This window comes from Dyella flava (assembly GCF_016904955.1).
Classification (GTDB): domain Bacteria; phylum Pseudomonadota; class Gammaproteobacteria; order Xanthomonadales; family Rhodanobacteraceae; genus Dyella_B; species Dyella_B flava.
In genome coordinates, this window is the sequence record NZ_JADIKE010000032.1 from 94,656 (window position 1) to 112,933 (window position 18,278).

General features: G+C 61.1%; 16 protein-coding genes. 7 read left to right on the top strand and 9 right to left on the bottom strand.

Annotation, left to right across the window (positions count from 1 at the left end):
* Nucleotides 1-633: 633 nt before the first annotated feature.
* Nucleotides 634-1,785, top strand: coding sequence for a muconate/chloromuconate family cycloisomerase (locus tag ISP19_RS07815; protein WP_204680809.1), 1,152 nt, complete (start codon nucleotides 634-636; stop codon nucleotides 1,783-1,785).
* Between the two features lie 40 nt (nucleotides 1,786-1,825).
* Here ISP19_RS07815 and ISP19_RS07820 read toward each other — a convergent pair whose 3' ends face one another.
* On the bottom strand, nucleotides 1,826-3,223 hold the full coding sequence (locus ISP19_RS07820; RefSeq protein WP_204680810.1) for a heavy metal sensor histidine kinase: 1,398 nt from the start codon (nucleotides 3,221-3,223) through the stop codon (nucleotides 1,826-1,828).
* Nucleotides 3,224-3,904: a heavy metal response regulator transcription factor gene (locus ISP19_RS07825; RefSeq protein ID WP_204680811.1), complete on the bottom strand. Its 681-nt coding sequence runs from the start codon at nucleotides 3,902-3,904 to the stop codon at nucleotides 3,224-3,226.
* Between the two features lie 161 nt (nucleotides 3,905-4,065).
* Here ISP19_RS07825 and ISP19_RS07830 point away from each other — a divergent pair, with 161 nt between their 5' ends.
* The 3 genes from ISP19_RS07830 to ISP19_RS07840 are packed head-to-tail and all read left to right on the top strand — an operon-like array spanning nucleotide 4,066 to nucleotide 9,904.
* Nucleotides 4,066-7,272: an efflux RND transporter permease subunit gene (locus ISP19_RS07830; protein ID WP_204680812.1), complete on the top strand. Its 3,207-nt coding sequence runs from the start codon at nucleotides 4,066-4,068 to the stop codon at nucleotides 7,270-7,272.
* A 15-nt stretch (nucleotides 7,273-7,287) separates the two neighbouring features.
* A complete protein-coding gene (locus ISP19_RS07835; protein WP_204680813.1) occupies nucleotides 7,288-8,430 on the top strand; it encodes an efflux RND transporter periplasmic adaptor subunit in 1,143 nt (380 codons plus the stop codon).
* Nucleotides 8,431-8,449: 19 nt separating this feature from the next.
* Complete coding sequence (locus ISP19_RS07840) at nucleotides 8,450-9,904, top strand: efflux transporter outer membrane subunit (RefSeq protein ID WP_204680814.1); 1,455 nt, start codon at nucleotides 8,450-8,452, stop codon at nucleotides 9,902-9,904.
* A gap of 21 nt (nucleotides 9,905-9,925) precedes the next feature.
* On the opposite strand, the gene ISP19_RS07845 is transcribed toward ISP19_RS07840, so the two are convergent.
* The 5 genes from ISP19_RS07845 to ISP19_RS07865 all read right to left on the bottom strand — a co-directional run bounded on the left by ISP19_RS07845 (nucleotide 9,926) and on the right by ISP19_RS07865 (nucleotide 13,738).
* Complete coding sequence (locus ISP19_RS07845; protein ID WP_204680815.1) at nucleotides 9,926-10,531, bottom strand: protoglobin domain-containing protein; 606 nt, start codon at nucleotides 10,529-10,531, stop codon at nucleotides 9,926-9,928.
* 60 nt (nucleotides 10,532-10,591) lie between these two features.
* Complete coding sequence (locus tag ISP19_RS07850) at nucleotides 10,592-11,416, bottom strand: oxidoreductase (RefSeq protein ID WP_204680816.1); 825 nt, start codon at nucleotides 11,414-11,416, stop codon at nucleotides 10,592-10,594.
* A 61-nt stretch (nucleotides 11,417-11,477) separates the two neighbouring features.
* Nucleotides 11,478-12,197: an SDR family oxidoreductase gene (locus ISP19_RS07855; protein WP_204680817.1), complete on the bottom strand. Its 720-nt coding sequence runs from the start codon at nucleotides 12,195-12,197 to the stop codon at nucleotides 11,478-11,480.
* Nucleotides 12,198-12,313: 116 nt separating this feature from the next.
* Nucleotides 12,314-12,892 (bottom strand): carboxymuconolactone decarboxylase family protein, encoded by a 579-nt coding sequence (locus ISP19_RS07860; RefSeq protein WP_204680818.1) that lies wholly within the window; start codon nucleotides 12,890-12,892, stop codon nucleotides 12,314-12,316.
* A 96-nt stretch (nucleotides 12,893-12,988) separates the two neighbouring features.
* Nucleotides 12,989-13,738: an SDR family NAD(P)-dependent oxidoreductase gene (locus tag ISP19_RS07865; protein WP_204680819.1), complete on the bottom strand. Its 750-nt coding sequence runs from the start codon at nucleotides 13,736-13,738 to the stop codon at nucleotides 12,989-12,991.
* Between the two features lie 334 nt (nucleotides 13,739-14,072).
* Between ISP19_RS07865 and ISP19_RS07870 the strand changes: the two genes are divergently transcribed.
* Nucleotides 14,073-14,609: a carboxymuconolactone decarboxylase family protein gene (locus ISP19_RS07870; protein ID WP_204680820.1), complete on the top strand. Its 537-nt coding sequence runs from the start codon at nucleotides 14,073-14,075 to the stop codon at nucleotides 14,607-14,609.
* Between the two features lie 24 nt (nucleotides 14,610-14,633).
* Here ISP19_RS07870 and ISP19_RS07875 read toward each other — a convergent pair whose 3' ends face one another.
* On the bottom strand, nucleotides 14,634-15,602 hold the full coding sequence (locus ISP19_RS07875) for an AraC family transcriptional regulator (protein ID WP_204680821.1): 969 nt from the start codon (nucleotides 15,600-15,602) through the stop codon (nucleotides 14,634-14,636).
* Between the two features lie 168 nt (nucleotides 15,603-15,770).
* On the opposite strand from ISP19_RS07875, the gene ISP19_RS07880 reads away from it, so the two are divergent.
* A complete protein-coding gene (locus ISP19_RS07880; RefSeq protein ID WP_204680822.1) occupies nucleotides 15,771-16,268 on the top strand; it encodes a YkgB family protein in 498 nt (165 codons plus the stop codon).
* A 181-nt stretch (nucleotides 16,269-16,449) separates the two neighbouring features.
* Nucleotides 16,450-17,118, top strand: coding sequence for a peroxiredoxin-like family protein (locus ISP19_RS07885; RefSeq protein ID WP_204680823.1), 669 nt, complete (start codon nucleotides 16,450-16,452; stop codon nucleotides 17,116-17,118).
* Here the strand turns inward: ISP19_RS07885 and ISP19_RS07890 are convergent, their stop codons facing one another.
* Entirely contained in the window at nucleotides 17,119-18,033 is a 915-nt protein-coding gene (locus tag ISP19_RS07890) for a LysR family transcriptional regulator (RefSeq protein ID WP_204680824.1), read from the bottom strand.
* Between the last annotated feature and the right edge of the window lie 245 nt (nucleotides 18,034-18,278).

The following is an 18,278-nucleotide window of genomic DNA, read 5'->3' on the forward strand; positions in this document are numbered from 1 at the left end:
CCGCACATGTGTGTGCGTCTGTTGCTCATGCTTGAGTCAGGCAAGTCTCAGGCGCATACCTCGGGCGTAACGAGTTGGACCTTGCGGGAGAAGGAATGAAGCGCATATGTCAAAGATCAGGGACAGTCGTTTCGGAACTCTTCCCGGTGAGTGCTTGATTCTCTTTTTCATGGCCTGTAGCGGTAAGTGCGCAATTGGAGGGAGCCCCTGTACCAAACCTCACGTACGTGGCCTCGGGTTCACAGGCGCCCTGATGGTGCCATTTGAAGATCGGCGATCTTCCTGTAACTAAGACGCCAGTGCTGGCCGTGACGAAACCAAAGCGTTGCCTATTTAACCCTACGTGTTACTAAACATGACAAAAGTACGCAATTTCTAAAATCTTTAGAAAAAATGCGGCCAATGATCAAATGCTTATGTCGTGGGTGTTGATATCAGCTAGTGGTTGATCAGCTGACGGCGTGGGCTAGTCCTGATTTCACGGACACCTGAAAGCGAGGACGTATCCCTTTTCCATTCGACCCTCTTCACCTTCTTACCACCCAGGTTCGGAGCCGCTCCATGCCATTGAGGTACGGTTTGAGATCGGTATAGAGTTGGACCCTCTCCCCATGGGCTCAAATCATTGGCCCCATGAACGACACCTCTCACAACTTGACGACGAGCAGCGCATCGCGCATCGAGCGCGTTGAAACGTTGTTGCTCGATATCCCCACCATCCGCCCGCATCGCCTGTCCGTGGCCACGATGCACGGTCAGTTATTGATGCTGGTTCGCGTATACACCGCCGACGGAATCGTCGGCCTGGGTGAAGGCACAACTATCGGTGGACTTGCTTATGGGCCGGAAAGCCCGGAAGGCATGAAGCTGACCGTCGATCGCTACATCGCGCCACAACTTGTGGGTGCTGACAGCGATCGAGTGCAGGCGCTGATGGATCACCTTGGTAAGTTGGTCAAAGGCAACAACTTCGTCAAATGTGCGATAGAGACGGCCTTGCTGGACGCTCGCGCCAAACGGATTGGCGTGCCGTTGTCCGAGCTTCTCGGTGGCCGCCGCCGTGACACCCTGCCAGTGGCATGGACCTTGGCATCGGGCGACACCGGTCGTGATATCGAAGAGGCCGAGCACATGTTGGAGATGCGCCGGCATAACATTTTTAAGCTCAAGATTGGCTTGCGCACGGTGGATGCCGACGTGGCTCACGTGGCTGCGATAAAACGCGCACTAGGTTCGCGCGGTAGCGTACGCGTAGACGTAAACATGGCCTGGAGTGAAACCGAGGCTATACGGGGTATGGCAGGGTTGGTCGACGCTGGGTGTGAGTTGGTCGAGCAACCCGTGAAGTCGGCTTTCACCCTGGCGCGGCTGGTGCGACGTTTTCCGATTGCTCTGATGGCTGATGAGTCGGTGCATGGTCCGGACAGTGCATTTGAGCTCGCACGTGCTGCAGCGGCGGACGCGTTTACCGTAAAGATTGAGCAGTCGGGCGGCCTGTTTGCTGGAGGGCAGGTTGCGGCTATTGCAGATGCGGCAGGCATTGAATTGTATGGCGGGACAATGCTGGAAGGCGCCATTGGAACCATCGCCGCAGCCCAGCTTTTCTCGACGTTCCGTCAACTCCAATGGGGAACGGAGTTATTCGGGCCGCTACTTCTAACTGAAGAAATTCTCACCGAGCCGTTGCGCTACGAGAACTTCCAATTGCATTTGCCGAATGGTCCCGGCCTTGGTATTGCCCTGGATGAGGAGCGCGTCAATTCCCTCCGGCGTGACCGTGACTAGCCTTCCACTGTGCCCGTCAGTGATTCCATATCCCGTGCAACTACACGGAACGCTGGATGTGCGGGAAATGCAGCGTGAAACGCGTGCAATCGGCCTGGCTTTGCACCGACACCGAACCGCCATGCAATTCCATGATGCTTTTGACGATCGACAAACCCAGCCCGGTGGAGTTGGCCGAATCGCTGCGTGAGCGATCCACGCGATAGAAGCGGTCGAACAGCTTGTCCAGGTGTTCTGGGTCGATACCCTGGCCTGGATTTTCCACGATGACATCCACGCCCTGTTCGGTGTTCGCTGCGCGCAGATCAATCGTCTGACCCGATGGCGTGTAGCGCAGCGCGTTGGAAAGAAGATTGTTCACGGCGCGGCGGAACAGGTCGCGGTCGGCGTGGACGATAGCTGAAGCATCCACGCGAATGGCGACCCCGGCTTCGGAAGACAGGCCTTCGAAATAGTCGGCGATGCGATGCAGTTCCTGTTCGGTGTCGAGCTTCACACGCTGCAACGCAAACTGCGGGCTCTCGGCGCGGGCCAGAAACAGCACGCTTTCGATGGTGCGGCTGACGCGATCACATTCTTCAATATTCGAACCGAGCAGCGCTTCGTACTCGGCGGTGGAGCGGTGTCGGTTCAGTGCCACTTCGCTGGCCCCACGCAGATTGCCGATCGGCGTGCGCAGGTCATGGGCCAGGTCCACCGTGAACTGCCATACGCGCGCAAAGCCCTGTTCCAGACGGGCCAGCATGTCGTTCAACGAAGCCGCCAGTGCGAGCAATTCCGTCGGCGCATCCTGCAGCGGCATGCGCGTGCTCAGGCGCTGGGCGGTGATGGCCGACGCGCTTTCCGCCATGCTTCTGAGCGGGCGCAGTGCGCGACGCACCAGCAGATAGCTCAGCAGCACGGCAACCAATAAACCGGTGAACAGGGAAAGCGCGACATCGACGCGATACTTGTCGAGCAAGGCTGTGCGATCGGCCAGCGAGCGCGCCACGGTGATGGTGATCGATTCGCCGTCTTGCAGCGTGGCCGCCGTGGCGACGCCGCGGATCTCGTTGCCGTCGTGGTCTTTCCAGGATCGGATGCTCTCGGGAACGATGCGCTGGTCCGCCGGAACCACGGGTTGCGCGGGCAACTCGTAACCCATGGGCACATGATCGACCAGCGCATGACCGTCGCGATCGGTGACGTGCAGTCCTTCGGCATTGTCACCCAGTACCAGCGCTATCAGGCGGTCCTTATGCGCGACGACGTCGGCAGGCGATGCCATCTCTTCCGCCAGCCGGCGCAAATGCCGCGCGTCCAGCATGATATTCGTCTGGTCGTGAATATAGATGCGCCGCGACACCGCCTGGAACAGCAGAAAGCCCACCACGCTGAAACAGGTCACCGTGATCACCACGAAGGTAATGGTGAGCCGCGCGGTGAGCGAGTGGCGCATTCATTCCTCCTCGTGTTCGAGATCGAGCACGTAGCCCATGCCGCGTACAGTGTGGATCAGCTTCACCTCGAAGCCGTCGTCGATCTTCGAGCGCAGGCGGCGAATCGCGACTTCCACCACGTTGGTGTCGCTGTCGAAATTCATGTCCCACACGAAGGAGGCGATCTGCGTACGGCTGAGTACCTCGCCGCGCCGGCGTGCGAGCAGTTGCAGCAGCGAGAATTCGCGCGGGGTGAGATCGACGCGCTGGCCGCCACGCCGCACGCGCCGGCGCACCGCATCGATCTCCAGGTCGCCAATATGCATGTGCTCGATGTCGCGCGGCGGACCACGGCGGAGCAGGGTGCGGATGCGGGCCAGCAATTCGACAAAAGCAAACGGCTTGGCCAGGTAATCGTCGGCGCCCAGTTCCAGGCCCTTCACCCGTTCTTCCAGCTCGTCCATTGCGGTAAGAAACAGCACCGGTGTGTCACGTTTCGCGCGCAGGCGCTTGAGCACCTCCCAGCCGTCCATGCCCGGCAGCATGATGTCCAGCACGATCAGCGCATAGTCTTCCTCGAGCGCATTGTGCAGGCCGTCGACGCCGTTGGTGGCGATGTCGACGGTAAAGCCGGATTCTTCGAGGCCTTTCTTCAGGTACTCGCCGGCTTTCTTTTCGTCTTCGACTACAAGCAGACGCATGGCAGTCCTCATCGTGCTTGAGCTGCATCATAGCCACATGCGCCGCGCGCCACGATTACAGAATTGTCAGGTGCTCGTCAGTATCCGGCAAGCGCCCGGAGCCTAGCCTTCCAAGCGTCCTCCGACTCACCAGGCCCCAGGGGCCGGCAACGAGGTTCGCCATGTGGATTGTCTTACTGGCCTTACGCCGACCGTACACCTTCATCGTGCTGGCCCTGCTGCTGGCGATCATCGGCCCGCTGATGATCCGGCGCACGCCCACCGACATCTTTCCCAACATCAATATCCCGGTGCTGAGCATCGTCTGGACCTACAACGGTTTCTCCGCCGATGACATGGCCAACCGGATCACCACGCCGTTCGAGCGCGCGCTGACTTCCGACGTGGACAACATCGAGCACATCGAATCGCAGACCGTCAACGGCACGGCGGTGATCAAGGTGTATTTCCATCAGGGCGCGGACATCAATCGCGCGGTGGCCGAAGCGGTATCCAGCGCCCAGTCGATCATCCGCGTGCTGCCGCCGGGCACCTTGCCGCCCTTGGTGATCGCCTATAACGCGTCCACCGTACCGATCCTGCAGCTGGCGCTGTCCAGCCACACGCTGTCCGAGCAGCAGCTTTACGACCTCGGCAACAACTTCATCCGCACCCAGCTGGCCACGGTGCAGGGCGCGGCGGTGCCGCTGCCGTTCGGCGGCAAGGTGCGCCAGATCATGGTGGACATCAACACCCAGGCCATGCAGGCGCGAGACCTCTCGCCGCTGGATGTGGTGAACGCGGTCAACGCGCAGAACCTGATTCTTCCGGGCGGCACGGCGAAGATCGGTGCGCTGGAATACAACGTCAACATGAACGCCAGCCCGGGCACCGTGGCCGAGCTCAACCAGATGCCGGTGAAGGCGACCCCGGGCGGCGTGATCTATTTGCACGACGTGGCGACGGTGCGCGACGGCTTCGCGCCGCAGACCAACATCGTGCGCGTGAACGGCACGCGTTCGGCGCTGCTGCAAGTGGAGAAAAGCGGCGATGCGTCGACCCTGGACATCATCCGCAACGTCAAGGACCTGTTGCCGCAGATCGCCGCGGGCTTGCCGAAGGCGCTGCAGATCAAGCCGGTATCCGACCAGTCGATCTTCGTGAGTGCCGCGGTGGATGGCGTCGTGCGCGAAGGCTTGATCGCGGCCGGCCTGACCGCGGTGATGATCCTGCTGTTCCTGGGCAGCTGGCGTTCCACGCTGATCATCGCCATCACCATTCCGCTGTCCGTGGTGACTTCGCTGATCGTGCTGTCCGCGCTCGGCCAGACCATCAACATCATGACGCTGGGCGGCCTGGCGCTGGCGGTGGGCATCCTGGTGGACGATGCCACGGTGGCGATCGAAGCCATCACCCATCATCGCGAATCGGGCAAGCCGCTGATGCAGGCGATCATCGATGCGTCCGCGCAGATCGCCTTGCCGACCCTGGTATCGACGCTGTCGATCTGCATCGTGTTCCTGCCGATGTTCCTGCTCTCCGGCGTGGCGCGCTATCTGTTCGTGCCGCTGGCCGAGGCGGTGGTGTTCGCGATGCTGGCGTCGTATTTCTTCTCGCGTACGCTGATTCCGACGCTGGCGATGTACATGCTCAAGCACGAATCGCTGCAGAAGGAAGGTCGGGCAGGGCGATTCCAGGCGCTGAGCCGCCTGCAGCAGCGGTTCGAGCACGGCTTCGAATCGATACACGGCAAGTACCAGCGAGCCTTGCAGTTTGCGATGGCGCATCCGAAGCGCGTGGTGCTGACCTTCTTGCTGGTGTGCGGCGGCTCGCTGTTACTGATTCCCTTCCTCGGTCGCGACTTCTTCCCAACCTCCGATACCGGCGAAATCCGGCTACACATGCGGGCGCGTACCGGCACGCGCATCGAACAGACCGCGCGCCTGGTCGATCTGGTCGAGCAGCGCATCCGCAGCGTCATTCCCTCCTCCGAGCTGGACACCGTGCTGGACAACATCGGCCTGCCGGTGAGCGGCATCAACATGACCTACGATTCGTCGTTGCCGGTCGGCTCGTCCGATGCGGACATCCTGGTCAGCCTGAAGGCCAATCACCGACCGACCGACCAATACGTCACGCTGCTGCGTGATCGTCTCAACCGGGAATTCCCCAGCATCACCTTTTCGTTCCTGCCCGCCGACATCATCAGCCAGACCCTGGATTTCGGCCTGCCGGCACCAATCGACGTGCAAGTGGTCGGCAAGGACAGCGCCGGCAACCGGGAGGTGGCGGACAGTCTTCTGCGTTCGTTCCGCACCGTGCCCGGCCTGGTCGACCCGCGCATCCAGCAGCCGGACGATGCACCGTCGATCAATGTCGATGTCGATCGCGTCAAGGCGATCGAGGCGGGTTTCCAGCAGCGCACGATCGCGCAGGATCTGTTGATCGCGCTGTCCGGCAGCTCGCAGACCTCGCCCAATTTCTGGCTCAATCCCAAGAACGGCGTGAGCTATCCGCTGATGACGGAGGCGCCGCAATACACGATCGATTCCCTGCAGGCGCTGCGCAATATCCCGTTGAGCACACCTGTGGGTGCGCGCCCGCAAGGGCTGCCACCGATTCTGGGTTCGCTCAGCACCTTGTCGCGTACCGCACAGGACGCCGTAGTCTCGCATTACAACGTGCAGCCGGTGATCGATGTGTTCGCCGGTGTGCAGGGGCGCGATCTCGGCTCAGTCGCCAGTGATGTCGATTGCCTGGTCAAGCAGGCCCGGACGCATCTGCCGGCCGGTTCCAGCATCGTCGTACGCGGCGTGGTGCAGACCATGCAGTCCTCGTTCGAGGGCTTGCTGTTTGGCCTGCTGTTCGCGGTGATGCTGGTGTACGCACTGATGGTGGTGAACTTCCAGTCGTGGATCGATCCGCTGGTGATCATCAGCGGCTTGCCGGGCGCGCTCGCGGGTATCACCTGGATGCTGTATGTCACGCACACCACGGTCAGCGTGCCGGCCTTGACGGGCGCGATCATGTGCGTGGGCATCGCCACCGCCAACAGCATCTTGGTAGTGAGTTTTGCGCGCGAACGCCTGGCCGCCGGCGCCTCGCCGCTGGAGGCCGCACTCGAGGCCGGTGGCACGCGCTTCCGCCCCGTGCTGATGACCGCGCTCGCCATGCTGATCGGCATGTTGCCGATGTCGCTGGGCCTGGGTGATGGCGGCGAACAGAACGCACCGCTGGGGCGCGCCGTGATCGGCGGCCTGATGTTCGGCACCGTTGCCACGCTGGTGTTCGTGCCGGTGGCATTCGCCGCCGTCCATCAGTGGCTGCGTGCGCGCCAGGGCAATCCAGGTGGCGTGCCGGCACTTCCCGCACCGCATCCGTCGGTTTGATTGGAGCAGACGCTCATGACTCGCTTACGTCCCCGAAAGTTTGTATTCGTTGCCGCTGTCGTGGTGTGTACGGCGCTGGTGATCGGCGGCGTGCCGCGCCTGGTAGCGCGCGGCAAGGTTGCCAGGCAGACCCAGATGCTGAGCAAACCCACGGTTTCGGTGGTCACGCCCACGCGTGCGCCTGCACAGCAACTGCTGGTGCTTCCCGGTGATATCCAGGCCTATCAGCGCGCCGGTATTTATGCGCGTACCAGCGGTTACCTGAAGCACTGGTACGCCGATATCGGCACTCACGTAAAAAGCGGTCAGCTACTGGCCGACATTGAAGCCCCCGAGATCGACGCGCAGCTCGACCAGGCACGTTCGGATGCGGCCATGGCATCGGCCAACTATCAGATCGCCAAGGTCACGGCGGAACGCTGGGAAGACATGCTCAGCAAGAACGCCGTGTCGAAGCAATCGGCCGAAGAGAACGAGAGCATCATGCAGGCCAAGCAGGCCACGTTGGCGGCGGCGCTCGACAATGTGAAGCGGCTGGAACAGTTGCAGTCGTACGAAAAGGTGTATGCCCCATTCGATGGCGTGATCACGGTGCGCAACGTCGACGTCGGCGCCTTGATCGATGCGGGCAACAGCGGTCCACCCGCTGCGTTGTTCGAACTGGCGGAAACCGATCGCCTGCGCATCTTCGTCGACGTGCCTCAGGACGATGCCGCCTACATTGCGCCGGGCACCAAGGCACAACTCACGTTGCCGCAGTATCCCGGACGCAGCTTTGCCGGCACGGTGGCGCGCACAGCCGGTGCGATCGATCCGCGCAACCGCACGCTGCGCGTGGAAGTGGACATGGCCAATCCCGATGGCACGCTGCTGCCCGGCGCATTCGCCCAGGTCAGCCTGACGCTCACCAGCGCCAGCCCAGGTCTTTCACTTCCGGCCAATACCTTGCTGTTCCGCCCGCAGGGCGTGCAAGTCGCGGTGGTCGATGCCAGTGGCGTGGTGCGTCTGCGCACGGTGACGCTGGGGCGTGACTTCGGCACGCGCGTGGAAATCCGCAGCGGTCTGACCGGCAGCGAGCAGGTGGTGGTCAATCCCAGTGATGCGATCAGCGCAGGGCAGGCGGTCAGCATCGATCGCCAGCCTTCTCCATCAGCCTGATGGCGCGGAGAGAACACTCATGAACATGCGCAAGCAACGAATCAGTCGTGTATGCCTTTTCGTCGCAGGTCTGAGCCTTGCGGGTTTGGCCGGATGCACGCCCGGTCCCGCCTACGTGCGGCCATCGGTGAGTGTGCCGGCGCATTACAAAGAGGTATCGCCGGTTGATGCCAAGCCGCCACAAGGCTGGCTTTCCGCGCAGCCGAGCGACGCCGATCGCGGTGAATGGTGGGACGTGTTCGGCGATCCTACCTTGAATGCGCTGGAAGCCAAGGTCACGGTTGGCAACCAGACGATCAAGAAGAGCCTGGCCGATTTGCAGCAGGCGCAGGCGATGGTCGGCGTAGAGCGGTCCGCTTACATGCCGTTCGTCACCGCCGACGTCAGCGCTGACGTCAATCACACCTCGAAAGACGTGGTCGGACGTTCGCTGGCCGGAAAAACCGTGCAGGACTATGCCATGGGCGTTACCGCTTCATGGGAGCCCGACCTGTTCGATCGCATCGGACACGCGGTGGATGCCGCCAAGGCGCGCGAGCAGGCGAGCGAAGAGGATCTGGCCTCGGTCAGCCTGAGCATGCATGCGGAGCTTGCGCTCGATTACGCCGACCTGCGCCAACTGGATGTGGAGGCGGCGTTGCTCGGGCAACTGGTGAACGATTACACGCAGGCCAAGGCGCTGGTGCAAACACAGTTCGACGGCGGCATTGCTTCCGAGTCGGAACTGCAGCAAGCCGAGACGCAACTGGAAGTGGCCAAGGCGCAGCTGATCGACCTGGGTGAAGCCCGCGCGCAGCGCGAACATGCCATCGCGGTATTGATGGGTATTCCGCCGGCGGATTTCACGCTGGCGCCGGTCCAGCAGCCCTTGCCGCTGCCGGTCATTCCACCGGGCCTGCCTTCCACTTTGTTGGAACGGCGCCCCGATATTGCCGCGGCCGAACGCAGGGTGGCTGCGGCCAATGCGGATGTGGGCGAGGCGACATCGGCGTTCTTTCCCGACCTGGTGCTTTCCGCCAGCGGCGGTTTCGAGTCGTCGAAGTTCGCGCAATGGGCCACGCTGCCCAGCCGTTTCTGGGCGATCGGACCTGCGCTGGTCGGCACCTTGTTCGACGGTGGCCGCCGGCGCGAGGAGCTGTCCGCTGCGGAAGCGCGGCAGGATGCAGCGGCCGCGGACTATCGCCAGACCGTGCTGAGCGCATTCCAGGAAGTGGAAGACAACCTCGCTTCTGTGCACGTGCTTGCTGACGAATCGGTCGCCCAGCAACGCGCGGTCGATGCTTCCTCGCAGGCCGCGCAACTGGCGATGACGCGCTATCAGGATGGCGCTACCGATTACCTCGAAGTGGTGTCCACGCAAAGCGTGAACCTCGCGCAGACGCGCGCGCAGGTGGAACTGTCGCGACGCAGGTTCGCGGCGGATATACGGCTGATCAAAGCGCTGGGTGGGACGTGGAGCGGGCGCGATGAGTAGTGCGAACGTGCGATGCCGCCATCACCATTCCATGTCGGTGCTTTCGACTTCCATATACGTCCTGGCCCAAAGCGCCATCTGAATGTGCATCGATTTGCACCAGGCCTTGTGCATGGGAATGACATCGGATTCCTGATGCTCTTTGGCTTGCAGATAGGGCTTGATGGTCTCGTTCAGAACCGCCACGAAGGCGACGATATCGCTGTAAGGCACATACGGCGTGGAAACGACGTTGTCCGTTTGATTCTTCTTGAGGCTGGTGTGCCTGATCGCGATTTCCTGCTGGTAGTTGAGCCAGTCCTGGTCGTAGGGACGCAGGCAGGTATCCAGGATCCATTGCTGGAAGCGGCGATTGCTCCGCGCCAGGTAGTCCGGCAAGGGGGAGCCGTCGAGGCTTCGCGAATGCCGGGCGAGATGCGGGATGCCGGCAATGATGTTGGCGCGCCAGTGATTGACGATCTTCTCGACCTGATCTTCCAGCACCGCTCCGGCCATCCGCAGATAGTGCTCGTCCTGCTCGGTGAAACCCGCCGATATCCTTAGCCGCCGCAGATCATCGAGCGTGGCGGAGGCGACGGCGGACGCGCCATAGGTATAGCCGGGTATATCGTGCGCATTGCCATTCATGCGAAACCCTCTTGAGTGAGGTGAGGCATGTGTCGCGGCGCCTGCTTCCGTTGGCTGTGCTTACTGATCGAATTGTGTCGCGGATGCGATCTCCCGCCAGCTGTCGATATCGTTTTTCAGTCGCGACAGCTTGACGTCAATGCGCGCATAGCAGTCTGGTCCAAGCGGCAAGCGCAAAGGCGGAGAAGGGGACTCCACGGCCTGGATGATGACGCGCACGGCTTTTGCGGGATCACCGGGTTGATTGCCGCTGCGGGAAGAAATATTGTCGCGCGCTTTCCCCGCGGTTTCGGCATAAGCGCCAACCAGCTTGCCGGCTTTTTTAATCGAGTCGGACGAAAGAAATTCAGTGCGGAAGTATCCGGGCTCAACGATGGTGACCTTGATGCCGAATGGCTTGAGTTCCAGATCAAGTGCCTCCGACAAGCCTTCCACGGCAAACTTCGCGGCGTTGTAAATCCCGAATCCCGGCGACCCGGTGATACCCCCGACGGAGGAGAAGTTCACGATGTGACCGGCATGGTTCGCGCGAAAGTGCGGCAATACCGCACGGATCACATGAAGTGTCCCAAAGAAGTTGGTGGCAAACGTGGCCTGCGCTTCTTCAGCAGAAACTTCTTCAACCGCGCCCACCATGCCAAATCCCGCATTGTTGACGACGACATCAATACGGCCGAGCTGCACAATGGCTCGCTTGATAACGTGTTCGGTCTGCTGCTCATCGGTGACATCCAGCTGCATCACCGTCAGGTTGTCGTGTGCCAGATCGGACGAACCATTGCGGGTGGTGCCCACCACGCGGTGACCACGCTTAAGCAGTTCCTCGCAAAGCGTCTTTCCAAAGCCGCGCGAAATGCCGGTGACAAACCAATGTTCGGTAGGCATGACTGACTATCCTTATGGTAAGCGCGTACGCGACTGTACCACCGAACCATCGGGGCGAAGGCTATTCGGAGTTGCTGGCTCCCAGGCTGGCCCCGCCGTCGGCATAGATGGTCTGCCCGGTAATGAAGCCCGCTTGATCGGAACACAGGAACGCAATCAGCGCGGCAATCTCCTGCGGTTTGCCCACACGCTTCATCGGAATTTGCGCGAGATAACGCGCTTCACCTTCGCTGCCAACCGGGTTGTTGCTACGAAACAGTTCCGTTTCGGTAGGGCCGGGTGCCACCGCATTGGCGGTAATGCCACGCGCAGCCTGTTCGACCGCGATCGTGCGCGTCATGCTCTCCAGTGCTGCCTTCGAGGCGGCGTAGCTGGTGCGAAACGGCAGGCCCTTGGTAACCAGGCTGGTGACGTTCACGACTCGTCCAAAGCCCGCTTCACGCATGTTGGGAAGAATGGCTTGGGTCAGGACCAGCGCAGGGCGCAGATTGATATCGAGCATGCTGCTGAAATCGCTCGCTGCGATAGCGCCGAACTGCTCCTGACGGGCTATCCCGGCATTGTTCACGATGCCGACCACGTCGCGTCGGGCCGCCAGCTGCTTGGCCAATTGTTCTGTCGCGGAGACGTCGGCCAGATCACAGCTCAGAAATTCTCCGGGGAAGTTATCGGCCGCATGACGCGCAACGCCGATGACGTGCCAGCCGGCGGTGGCGAGCATGTCGGCTGCGATGCGGCCAATACCCTTGGAGGCTCCGGTAACAACAATGCTTCGATGCATGAAATTTGAACTCGACGTGAGATAGGCGCGGGTTTTTCGAGAACCGCGCGTGCAAAAGAATTCGAGCGCTCCCGTAGCTGAGGGGAATCAGTCACGAGAGCGCTCGATCAGCTTGGTCAGGCCGCGGCCTTGAGCTTGCCGGGGGCTTTCCATTCGGCGCCCTTCATGAAGTCGTCGAGCGGCGTTTCAGCAAGATGGTTGGTGTAGTTGGAGATCAGCTTGGTGGCCGCGATCACGAGCACGTCCAGCACCGCGCGATTGTCATAACCGGCCGCCTTGAACGCTTCCACCTCGGCCTGGCTCACCACGCCGCGGTTGCGCGTCACGAGAGCGGCAAAATGACGGAGGGCTTGCAGCTTGGCATCCGCAATCGGACGGCCTTCACGCACCGCGGCGATCGCGGCGTCTTCCACTTTGGCCATGCGTGACAGGTTGGAATGACCAGCCATGCAGTACACGCACTCATTTTCATAGATCACCGACAGGTACGCGATATTGCGCTCCACCGGCGTAAAGCTGGTCTTCTCGGCGATCGTCCACAGCGTTGCGTAGGCTTCGAGCGCAGCGGGGCTCTCCGCCAGAACGCGATGCAGATTCGGGACAAAACCCCAGGCTTCCTGGACACCCTTCAGGATGTCTGCCGAACCGGCAGGAGCGGTAGCGATGTCATGAACCTGGAATGCATTGATAGTCACGGGATTTCTCCTCAGATTTGTAGGCTGGTAGTGAGAGTGGTGGTTGAATGTGCTTCGATCAGCTTGGTGTGCAGGGCTACTGTGTAACGGGTCGCATCACTGCGCCGTATAGCCACCGTCGACGGCGATGGATTGACCGGTGAGATAGCGAGCCTTGTCGCTGGCGAGGAAGAGAATGGTCTGGGCGATTTCATCGACCGTTGCGGCGCGCTTGGCCGGCATGGAGTTGAGGAAATTGGCCTTCGCGTCGCTATCGTGGCCGGAGAAACGCTCCAGCATCTCCGTCTCGACCGGACCCGGTGCCACGGCGTTGACGCGCACCCCGGCGGCCGCGCCTTCCAGCGCCACGCTCTTGGTAAGACCTTCGACCGCATGCTTGCTGGCCGCGTAGATCGCAGCACCCGGAATGCCGACATGGCCGGCAATGGATGAGAGGTTGATGATCGAGCCGGCACCCTGCGGGAGCATCACACGCATCTCGTGCTTGAGCGAGAGCAGCGCGCCAAGCACGTTGGTGGAAAAGGTGTTTTCGTAGGCCTCGGGGGTTTGATCCACCACCGGGCCAAGCTCGCCTTCGGTGCCGGCGTTATTCACGGCCACATCGAGACGGCCAAAGCGTTCAATCGTCCGGTCGATCAGGTTGCGCACATCGGCTTCGTGGCGCACGTCGGCGCGGACGAATTCGACTTCTGCACCGAGCGCACGCAATTCGCCTGCCAGCGCATGACCGGCTTCTTCGCGGCGGCCACTCACGACCAGGCGGGCGCCTTCTTTCGCGAAGGCAATTGCCGTGGCGCGGCCAATGCCAGCCAGGGCGCCCGTGATCAGAACGACTTTGGTATTCATGTATCGACTCCGTCAAAGTGAGGAATTGGATGGAACGCACTTTGGATGAGTCCTTATTCTTCAACTAGAAGGCAGCGGGGAATACCAATTAGTCGCAAGGGGAATAGGGGACACCTGCGCTGCACGTTCTTCTTGGCCCATCCATAGGGAAGCCATCGGACAGCATGCGCGCATCCAGGGAAATGGAATGTTCAAAGATGCGAGTACGCGGGCTCATCGTCCGCGCTACCACGGCGTGATACTTTTGAGCATAAAAGATGAACTTAACAGTATTAAAAGAATCGAGTTCGCCGCCTAAAGTGACTCCACCTCAACGCCATCTCTGGAGTCCACCATGTCTCGTATCCTCACTCCCGCCGCGGAAGCGGCCACCGGTCCCGCTGCCGACGTTTTCGAGCAGATTCGTAAAGTCGCCGGCAGTGTGCCCAATACCTTTGCAGCGATCGGTGCACTGAACCCGACCGCACTCAAGGCCGTTCTGAATGCCGATGGTGTGCTGGCTTCCGGCAGCTTGAGCAAGCAGGATCAGGAAACCATCAAGCTGATCGTCAGCGTCGTCGCCGGTTGTGACTACTGCGTGGCCGCGCACTCCTTGCTCGGCAAGCTGACCGGGCTGAAGCCCGACGTGCTGGCCAGGATCCGTGCAGGCGAGCCGACCGGTGATGCCAGGCGCGATGCGCTGGCCCACTTCGTTCACACCCTGGTGCATACCTCCGGCACGATTGCCGAAACCGAACTCAGCGCGATCAAGCAGGCCGGCTACACCGACGCGCAGCTGGTGGACATCAGCCTGGCCATTGCGCTCACCGTTTTCACCAACGTGTTCAATCGCATCAACGATACGGCGATCGACTTTCCGCCGGTGAAGTAAGTCCGTTGTCCGGGAGCGCTGGAACTACGGCGCTCCCGCGTCATCCTGCAGGTGCGCCGCACGGCGCCAGTGCGCCGGCGTCACACCCATGTGGAGTTTGAACGCACGCTGGAACGCCGCTTCGGATTGATATCCCACGCTCTCCGCCACCGCACCGGTGGATGCCGACGAAGTGCGCAATTCATTCGCCGCCATGGTCATGCGGATGTCGGTCAACAAGTCACTGGCAGAGCACCCAAGCTTCTCCTGGAACAGACGCACGAAGGTGGCTCGCGACATGTTGCATTTGCGTGCGAGCAGCGGCAGCGTCCACGGCTGGCCCGGATCATGAAACAGGGCTTCCAGTGCGGGAGCGAGGCGCGGGTAACCGGCCAATGCGAGTAATCCCGCCGGCGCTTCTTGCGATTCACTGGCACAGCGCAGGGTCAAGGCGAACAGCGCGGTAGACAGCCCATTGAGCAGGGCGCGGCCACCCAGGCCATCGACGCCGCTCTCCGAACGCATCAGCCCGATGAGTCCGCCCAACCGCGGACCGGTTTCATGCGTCTCCACCGATGCGTCGTCGCCGACGCGTATCACCAGATGCGACGGCAGATAACGTCGCAATAGCCGCGCATGCGAAGGGGCAAGTGCAAACCGGCCGCACAGCATGTCGAGGCGCGCGCCGGCGCCGGCGTTTTCGCTGAACACCACGTTCGCCGCCGTTCGCACCATCGATGGCTTGGCCCGTTTGCCGCTGCCATCATGCAGCGCGTGGGCTTCGCCATTGGCCAGCAGCAGGATGTCGCCGGCGGCCAGCTGCAACGGCGGTCCACCGGCTGGATCGTCCAGCAAGGCCGAGCCATCGAGCACGATGTGATAGGGCATTTCGCCGGCGGCCGATGCTTCCTGATCGATGCGCCACGGCGCGCCGTATTGGCAGCGCAGATCCAGCTGGCCGCGCACCGGCGTCATTTCCAGCAGACGACTCAACCAATCCAGGGGCGGGGACATAAGGCTCTCCGGTGAGACTTATTGGCATAAATGTGAGCGAACACGACATTAACATGCTCAATTCTGCCTCGTAAAGTGACAGCCAGTTCTTCCACCGCGTCAGTGCAACGCCGATCGATGTCCTGGTGTTCGCTCGATGCCTTCCAGCTGACTATCGAGGTAAAAATCATGAACACGCTCATCCAGCTTTTCGCAAAATCAGGTCTTCTGAAGAAGGATCTGGATTACCACTTGGTACGCGCCTCCATGGTGATCATTTTCTTCTTCTTTGGTTATCAGAAGTGGTTTGAATATGAGGCGCAGACGCTCATTCCGTTTATCAGCAACGGTCCACTCATCTTCTGGCTGTACCCCCTGTTTGGCGTACGCGGAGCCACCTGGTTCCTCGGTGTCTCCGAATGGACGTTTGGTGCACTGATCCTGGCCGGTTTCTTTAACAAGCGCCTGGGTGTGCTCGGCGCGCTCGGCTCGGTGGCTACCTTCGTCGGCACCGTCACCATCATTCCGTTCATGCCCAATGGCTGGGCGGCTTCGGCCGGTGGCTTCCCGGCGATGGTGGGCAATGTGCCGTTCCTGATGAAGGACGTGGTGTTGCTGGCGGTATCGGTCTATCTGCTGAAAGAAGACGTGGTGCGCGCCCTGGCCTATGAGGCCGAACACGCCTGAGCCTGAATCAGCTTGAACGCCGGGGAGCCTATGGCTCCCCGTTTGCGTGTGTAACCCGCCAGGCTGGTTGTTGCGCCGACAATTCCTGCCGGGAATGAGAGCTATGTGTATGCCGTGGGTTCCGCGCTGCGTGCCGCGCATCGACCATAGCGTCAACTCATTCATACGTTGCAGCAACGCCATGTCTCTCCAAGCCACCTTAGACGCATTCAAAGCGGACTTCCGCTCGGGCAAGCCGCCTTACAACGCAGCACCCGAGATTCATGCCATCACGGAGCGCGCGACGGCCGAGCTGATTGCATCGGGTCAGGCAACCCGCGCGGCGAAAGCGTGTGACATCGCACATACGTTTTCCTTGCGCGATGGCCACGGCAATTGGGTGTCTTCATCGGAGCTGTTGAAAAAAGGGCCTCTGGTAGTGAGTTTCTATCGCGGCGTGTGGTGCCCTTACTGCAACTTCGAACTGCAGGCTTTAGAGGCCGCACTGCCGATGATTCGAGAGTTTGGGGCGAACCTGGTTGCGATCTCGCCGCAGCTGGCGGCCAGCAACCAGAAGTCAGTGCGCGTGAATCATCTGAGCTTCCCCATTCTCCACGATCCCCAAAATCTGGTGGCCGCCAGTTTCGGCCTGCGTTACGCCTTGCCGAGTTATCTCGTGGATCTCTACAAGAGCCGGAAAATCGACCTTCCAGCTTTCAATGGTGACGACAGCTGGACGCTGCCGATGCCATCGCGTTACGTGATCGCGCCGGATCGCACCATCGTGTATGCGGAAGTCAATCCGGATTACACCAAACGTCCCGAACCGGAAGACCTGCTGCCGGTGCTCAAGCAATACCGTAATCCCTGATCAGGAGTTGCCTTCGTCATGAGGTGGAGTGATCTCCTGCAAGGTCGCCTCCACAAAATCGGCGAAGGCGCGCGCCTTGGCACTCACCATGCGCCCGGTGGGAAACAGCGCCCATATGTCGATCGGCGGCAGCGTCCAATCTTCGAGCACCATCTGCACTTCGCCTTGCTGGATCTCCGAGGCAAACATCCACTCCGAGGCGATGGCAATGCCGATATCCGCCAGCACCGCCGCGCGCACACCTTCCGCCGCGGAGACCTGGACGCGCCCGGTGACCATCACGGATGCGACCGTGTCGCCGCGTTGAAAGTCCCACGCGGTATTGCCGCCGGTAGGGCTGTACACCACGATTTCGTGCTGAGCCAGCTCGGCCGGTGTCTTGGGCTTTCCATGCGCCTGGATATAACGTGGCGTTGCCACGGCGTGACGTCTGGTTTGGGCGAGATGCCTGGCGGTCATGCTTGAGTCGGGCAGTGTGCCCATGCGCAAGGCCACATCGATACCTTGCTCGACCAGATCGATATTCTGGTCGTCCATCCGCAGGTCGATCTGCAGATCCGGATGTGCGCTCAAAAAGGTATTGAGCCGCGGAACGATATACAACCTGGCAAACGTGACGGCCGCACTCACCCGCAACTTGCCGGACAAGCCTTTGCCCTTGCCGCGCGCGAGCAACTCGGCTTCATGCGCTTCCTCGATGGAACGCTTCGCCCGTTCGTAATAGTGCTGGCCGGCCTCGGTGGGCGTCAGGCCGCGCGTGGAGCGCAGGATCAGGCGTACGCCAAGCCGATCTTCAAGCTGGGCGACGGACTTGGAAACCGCCGGCTGGCCGACATTAAGCCGCCTTGCCGCAGCGGAAAACGAGCCTGTTTCCACCACACAGATAAAGGTTTCCATGACTGCAAATCGGTCCATAGTCCTCGTTCTCGCGTGGGTTGAAGGGCGTGGGGTGGAGGGCGACGTCACGACGTTGGTTGGCGTCTTTGTCGTTCAAAATAATGTAGCAGTGTCGGCGGCGCATGGCACAGAAAGATGAATGTCGTGCCGAAGGCCCATCGGCGTATCCCGCCCGCGCGGCCACTGCATCGCGCCATCGGCGTATCCGCTCCCGCGTAAATCACGCATCGGTCCGGGGCATTCCTCTCAAGAATATCCGTTAG

Bases quoted from the DNA above. Each gene is read 5' to 3' on its own strand.
- ISP19_RS07815 (WP_204680809.1), top strand. From the start codon at position 634: ATGAACGACACCTCTCACAACTTGACGACGAGCAGCGCATCGCGCATC.
- ISP19_RS07820 (WP_204680810.1), bottom strand. From the start codon at position 3,223: ATGCGCCACTCGCTCACCGCGCGGCTCACCATTACCTTCGTGGTGATC.
- ISP19_RS07825 (WP_204680811.1), bottom strand. From the start codon at position 3,904: ATGCGTCTGCTTGTAGTCGAAGACGAAAAGAAAGCCGGCGAGTACCTG.
- ISP19_RS07830 (WP_204680812.1), top strand. From the start codon at position 4,066: ATGTGGATTGTCTTACTGGCCTTACGCCGACCGTACACCTTCATCGTG.
- ISP19_RS07835 (WP_204680813.1), top strand. From the start codon at position 7,288: ATGACTCGCTTACGTCCCCGAAAGTTTGTATTCGTTGCCGCTGTCGTG.
- ISP19_RS07840 (WP_204680814.1), top strand. From the start codon at position 8,450: ATGAACATGCGCAAGCAACGAATCAGTCGTGTATGCCTTTTCGTCGCA.
- ISP19_RS07845 (WP_204680815.1), bottom strand. From the start codon at position 10,531: ATGAATGGCAATGCGCACGATATACCCGGCTATACCTATGGCGCGTCC.
- ISP19_RS07850 (WP_204680816.1), bottom strand. From the start codon at position 11,416: ATGCCTACCGAACATTGGTTTGTCACCGGCATTTCGCGCGGCTTTGGA.
- ISP19_RS07855 (WP_204680817.1), bottom strand. From the start codon at position 12,197: ATGCATCGAAGCATTGTTGTTACCGGAGCCTCCAAGGGTATTGGCCGC.
- ISP19_RS07865 (WP_204680819.1), bottom strand. From the start codon at position 13,738: ATGAATACCAAAGTCGTTCTGATCACGGGCGCCCTGGCTGGCATTGGC.
- ISP19_RS07870 (WP_204680820.1), top strand. From the start codon at position 14,073: ATGTCTCGTATCCTCACTCCCGCCGCGGAAGCGGCCACCGGTCCCGCT.
- ISP19_RS07875 (WP_204680821.1), bottom strand. From the start codon at position 15,602: ATGTCCCCGCCCCTGGATTGGTTGAGTCGTCTGCTGGAAATGACGCCG.
- ISP19_RS07880 (WP_204680822.1), top strand. From the start codon at position 15,771: ATGAACACGCTCATCCAGCTTTTCGCAAAATCAGGTCTTCTGAAGAAG.
- ISP19_RS07885 (WP_204680823.1), top strand. From the start codon at position 16,450: ATGTCTCTCCAAGCCACCTTAGACGCATTCAAAGCGGACTTCCGCTCG.
- ISP19_RS07890 (WP_204680824.1), bottom strand. From the start codon at position 18,033: ATGGACCGATTTGCAGTCATGGAAACCTTTATCTGTGTGGTGGAAACA.